This is a genomic window from Chloroflexota bacterium (assembly GCA_020850535.1).
Lineage (GTDB): Bacteria > Chloroflexota > UBA6077 > UBA6077 > JACCZL01 > JADZEM01.
In genome coordinates, this window is record JADZEM010000182.1 from 1 (window position 1) to 5,387 (window position 5,387).

Annotated in this window: 3 protein-coding genes and 1 tRNA gene; all 4 read left to right on the forward strand. The window is 66.9% G+C overall.

Features of this window, described 5'->3' with window-relative positions; genetic code table 11:
* The first annotated feature begins 103 nt into the window (after window positions 1-103).
* The 4 genes from IT306_25765 (at window position 104) to IT306_25780 (ending at window position 5,297) form a co-directional block, all read left to right on the forward strand.
* A tRNA-OTHER gene (locus IT306_25765) sits at window positions 104-248 on the forward strand.
* A gap of 221 nt (window positions 249-469) precedes the next feature.
* Entirely contained in the window at window positions 470-787 is a 318-nt protein-coding gene (locus IT306_25770; protein MCC7371851.1) for a hypothetical protein, read from the forward strand.
* A 742-nt stretch (window positions 788-1,529) separates the two neighbouring features.
* Entirely contained in the window at window positions 1,530-3,506 is a 1,977-nt protein-coding gene (locus IT306_25775; GenBank protein MCC7371852.1) for an ABC transporter permease subunit, read from the forward strand.
* 135 nt (window positions 3,507-3,641) lie between these two features.
* Entirely contained in the window at window positions 3,642-5,297 is a 1,656-nt protein-coding gene (locus tag IT306_25780; GenBank protein MCC7371853.1) for a hypothetical protein, read from the forward strand.
* The last annotated feature ends 90 nt before the right edge of the window (window positions 5,298-5,387 follow it).

Genomic DNA, 5,387 nt, shown 5'->3' on the forward strand with positions numbered 1-5,387 from the left:
GAAAAGCAAACTGCATGTGTCTCCCCCTCTCCCGCGCACAGGGAGAGGGGGCCGGGGGGTGAGGGCCTTCCTGGGGTGAGGGCGTCCCCGATCCGCTGACCCTGAGGGCGTAGCTCATGGAGAGCGCTGGAGTGTTCCCTTGCGGAACAGGTCTTCCTCGTCCGATCACTCGCCCGCCGACGAGCGGGCCGTAGGCTGAGGGTTCTCTTCTTCGTCCAGTGGTCCAGGTTCGATTCCTGGCGCCTTCACCGCGGACGTCTCCCTTGTCCGATTCCTTGCCCGCTCCTTCGGGAGTGGGCCGTAGGCTGAGGGTTCTCACACGCTGCCGTCCGCGACCAACGCCGTCTTGCCGAAGCTCTCAGCACCGATCTTGCGGCTGTTCTGCACCAGTGCACGCCGAGCTACCATGCAGGGAGCCGTAGGCCGTCAGAGCAGACAGAGTCGTCAGGGATGACGCGGAGGTGCCAGGATGGAGTCGCACGCGCTCGGGCAGTTCTATGCGCGGAAGGTCGGCGAGACGCAGCGCGAGATCCAGCGGATGGAGCGCGAGCGCCGGCGGCTTGTCGGCGTCGAGGAGCACGCCTTCATCAACCTGGAGCTGCTGAGCGCCGACGACGAAGAGGCCGAGCTGGCGCGCCGTGCGGCCAACGTCGAAGCTGCCGCCCTGGCGCGGCGTGACGAGCTGCTCCAGCAGACGGTCGAGATCCTCAAGCTGCGAGATCGGCTCCAGTATTACCGCCAGCTCGAAGCGCTCCACGCCGAGGGCGCGCTGCACGACCGCAACTGACGGCGCAGAGATCGCGACCATCCAGGTTCACGGGTGTCGGGTGACTTGGTACCAGCAGGGCGCTGCCGCCGAAACGGCCGCCCAGGCAAAAACCTTTTAGAGACGCCAGTCATGACAACCGCAGCAGGTCTCAGGCGCGAGTTGTCGACTGTCACCGCTCGCCTGATGCGCGCTCACGAGTCCATCCTGTCACCAAACTGCGCGCGTCCTTCGAGTGAAGAACGCTTGACACCCTCCCGTTTCGCCAGGATAATGCGGCAAGGCGCTCTGCTTCTGGCGCCGTTTGAAGTGTGGGATCTGGCCGCGTCTCTGGACACGGTGCGTCACCCGAGATGCGGTTGGCAATCAGCATTGTGAGAGCCACGGGTGCTCTCGTTGCGACGGCGCCACTGGGATTGCCGCTCGCACTTCACTGGCAACTACTCCCATCTGAGGGCCGCGCCCGAGCCGCCGTTTGGCTCGCCCGTGGCGGCCTGCTGTTTTGTGCTTCCCTCCGCAATGGTGCGGGTGACCGGCGACGGACAGATCCGACGGCCATGGTTGGCCGGCGACCTTCTGAGGAGGATCAGCGATGGGTGCGATGCTGGCTGGTATGCCGGGCGGTGCGTGGCGCGTGGTGCGGGAGCTGACAGTCCGAGCCTGACCGGCTCCGGGTGCGTAGGTGGCAGCGGCGCGTGGCGTCGCTGCATCCCAGGGCGAGATCACGGCGGTCTCGTCGCTCCTCACTGGCGGAGGTTTCACCGTGGCAACACCGGCAGCTCGTCCGCAAAGCTATGGCGTTGAGACCACGTCTGGTCTCAGCTCTCAGCCGTGGTTCAAATCGTCGCAGCGCATCCTCGGCCGCGACTGGCCGACGGCGTACCTGTTCATCCTGCCCACGGCCCTGCTGCTGTTCGGGCTGATCGGCTACCCGTTCGCACGGGCGGTCTACCTGAGCTTTCACAACGCCGTCGGCCCACGCCTCGGCGTGTTCGTGGGGTTTGACAACTACCTGACGCTCTGGAAAGATGACTTCTTCCTGCGGGCCGTCAGCGTGACGGTGGCGTTCACCGTCTGGTCCGTGGCGATCAAGTTCGTGCTGGGGCTGAGCACGGCGTTGCTGCTGCACCACGTCCCACGCTGGGGATCGGTGCTGGGCGGGCTGATCCTGCTGCCCTACATCATCCCTGAGGTGGTGCGGGCGCTGGCCTGGCGCGTGCTGCTCGATCCGCTGTTCGGCGCGCTCAACTTCATCCTGGTGAACGTCCTGGGCGTCATGTCGCAGGGGCTGCCCTGGCTCGGGAACCCGTCCACCGCGCTGCCATCCGTGATCCTGGTGAACATCTGGGCGGGCACGCCATTCTTCATCATCCTGCTGGTAGCCGGCCTCAAGGCCATCGACACCGAGCTGTACGACGCCGCCGCGGTGGACGGCGCATCGGCCTGGCGGAAGTTCCTCCACATCACGTTGCCGGGCCTGCGCTACGTCATCATCGTGGCGTCGCTGCTCTCGACCATCTTCACCTTCAACGGCTTCACGCTCACCTACCTGCTCACCGGCGGCGGCCCCGGCGGCGCGACGCGCATCTACACGATCCTGGCCTACGAGTACGCCGTCCAGGGGCTGCGCTACGGCGCGGGCATCGCCGTGGCGATGACGACCGCGCCAGCCCTGTTCTTGCTGATCCTCTTCCTGGGCCGGTACATGATGAACCGGGGCGATGAGAGCCGCGCCGAGTCGGACGACTCCGCGACGTGGCGCATCGCGATGACGGTGCTCTGGCCGGTCCGGATGCTGCTGCGCGGCGTGCTGGCCGTGTTCTGGGTGGTGAACGACGCCGTCGAGCGGGTCATCTCGGCGGCGGCAGCGGCCGTGCGCCCGGCCGGTGGCGCGTCGTTGCTGCCGCGCGCCGCTTCACGGCGGCTCGGCCACGGCGTCATGTACGCGCTGCTCGGGGCGGTGCTGGCCTTCGAGCTGCTGCCGTTCTATTTCATCGTCGTGACGGCCTTCAAGAGCACCCTCCAGATTCAGCAGATCCAGAGCATGTTCTGGCCGAATCCGTGGGTGCTGGATCACTTCCGCTACCTGTTCACGCAGATCCCGTTCGTGAACTGGTACGCGAACACCGTGATGGTCTCGGCGGCAAGCACGGCAGTCTCGGTGCTGGCGGCAAGCCTCGGGGCGTACGGGCTGGTGCGGCTCAAGTGGCGCGGCTCGGGCGTGCTCGGCACCACCGTCCTGATCTCGTACCTGATGCCGGCCGCGCTGATGTTCATCCCGCTCTACACGATCCTGGCGGCGCTTGGTCTGCTCAACAAGCAGCTGGCGCTGATCGTGACCTACCCGACGGTCGTGCTGCCGTTCGCGACGTGGCTGATGATGGGCTACTACCGGAGCATCCCCGAGGAGCTTGAGGACGCCGCGATGATCGACGGCTGCACCCGCTTCGGGGCGTTCTGGCGGGTGGTGCTGCCGCTGGTGCGGCCGGCCCTGCTGGCGGTCACCATGTTCTCGGTGACGCAGGCCTGGAACGAGTTCCTCTACGCCTACATGTTCTTGCGGTCCAGCGAGGTCTTCACCCTGCCGGTGGGCCTCGCCCAGCTGATTGTCGGCGACGTGCAGCCGTGGGGCGTCCTGATGGCCGCCTCGCTGCTGACAGCGGGACCGGTCGTGGTCATCTACATGCTCGGGCAGCGGTTCATGGTGGCCGGCCTGACGGCTGGCAGCGTGAAGGGCTGATCCGAGCAGACCACCAGACGAGATCAGAGCAGACGAGGAGGGCAAAACAAGGGCGACACGTCGTCTCGTGTCGTAGCTACGCGCGCTTCTGGTTGTCCAACGTCGGAAAACCCCATGTGTCGAGGAGGACCTGGCATGAGCGCTTCTGAGCGCGACCCGCGCCTCTCCCCGCAGCCACGACGGCTGGCGCGCCGCACGATCCTGCAGCTTGGCCTGGGAGCACTGGCATCGCTCCCGCTGGCGGCCGCCTGCAGTCAGCCATCCACGCCGGCAGCGAAGCCGGCCGCCCCTGCCGCGACGACCGCGCCGGCTGCTCCAGCCGCCGCGAAGCCCACCGAAGCACCGAAGCCGGCGGAGGCGGCGAAGCCTGCCGCTCCCGCGGCGGCAGCGCCGACGACGGCTCCGGCCGCCGCTGCCAAGCCGGCCGAAGCCGCGAAGCCGGCCGCTGCCGCCCCCACAGGCGGCCGGCCCGAGCCGAAGGCGCCGTCCTTCAATCAGCTCAAGATCAACGGCAAGCTGTCCGTCGTCCAGAGCCGCGACTTCCATCCCGACCACAACACGTTCGTCGAGAAGAAGATCCGCGAGTTCTGCGAGAAGATGAACTACCCGCTCGATCACTCCTGGGCCGAGGCGTACGCCGGCGCCGGCAACGTCGTCGCCAAGCTGACGGCATCCGTGCAGGCCGGCGATGCGCCTGACGTCCTGATCCACACCCTGACGCCGTCCGAGCTGAAGTTCCTGGAGCTGATCGAGGACGTCGACGACCTGTCCAAGCGCATCACGGCGGACCTGGGCGACTCGCTGCCAGCGCCGAAGAAGCGCGCCCTGCTGGACGGCAAGATCTGGGCGATCGACCACTTCACCCGCGCTGGTGGCTACTGGGTGCGTGAGTCGGTGTTCAAGGCCGCCGGCGTGGACATCAAGACCGGGTTCACGGACTTCGAGAAGGCCCGCGAGTCGGCGATGAAGGCCGCACAGCCCGAGAAGGAGATGTACACCTGGGGGTTGACCGGCAACCGTTCCGGCGACGGCGAGACGAACGTCAAGGAGCCGATCATCTTCTCAGGCGGCCAGTTGACGGACGAGACGGGCCAGATCGTCGTGCTCAACAAGGAGCCGTTCCGCCAGGGCGGCATCATCGGCCTGACCTTCCTGAAGGAGACCTTCGCCGATCCGAAGTACGCCAAGATGCTCCCGCCGGGCGTCAACGCCTGGACCGACCCGAGCAACAACGAAGCGTACCTGGCCGGGAAGATCGCGTTCACCTCGAACGCGGGCACGATGTACGCCAAGGCGATCTTCGACAAGAATCCGGTGGCGGACGACACTCAGTTCATCCCTCGGCCGAAGGGCATGGGGCCGAACGCCCGCAGCCTGGACGGCGCAGACACGATGCGCTTCTTCGTCATGAAGGGGACGAAGAACAAGGAGGCTGCCGAGCAGTTGATCCACTCGCTGCTCGCGCCGGAGGTGCAGCGCGAGATCTGGAAGACGAGCACCGGCTACGCCTACCCCGCCTACGAGTGGGGCTGGGACGAGAAGATGCTCAACGAGGGGTATGCCGCGAAGGTCACGCCGGCCTGGAAGGCGACGGCAACGGACAAGAGCGCGTACATCGGCGGCGCGTGGCCCGGGCCGCCGAACCCGTGGGTGGCGTCCCTGGAGTCCTCGAACTTCTGGACCGACATGTTCGGCGAGGTGCTGGGCGGCAAGTCGCCAGAGGATGCGCTGAAGAGCGCCCACGAGCGCGCCGTGCGTGTCGCGAAGGAGTTCGGGTTCAAGGGCGAGTAGCGGCGAAGGCCCTCACCCCCCAACCCCCTCTCCCGGTGCGCGGGAGAGGGGAGACACACAAGACTGTCATTCCTCCCCCTCTCCCGCGCA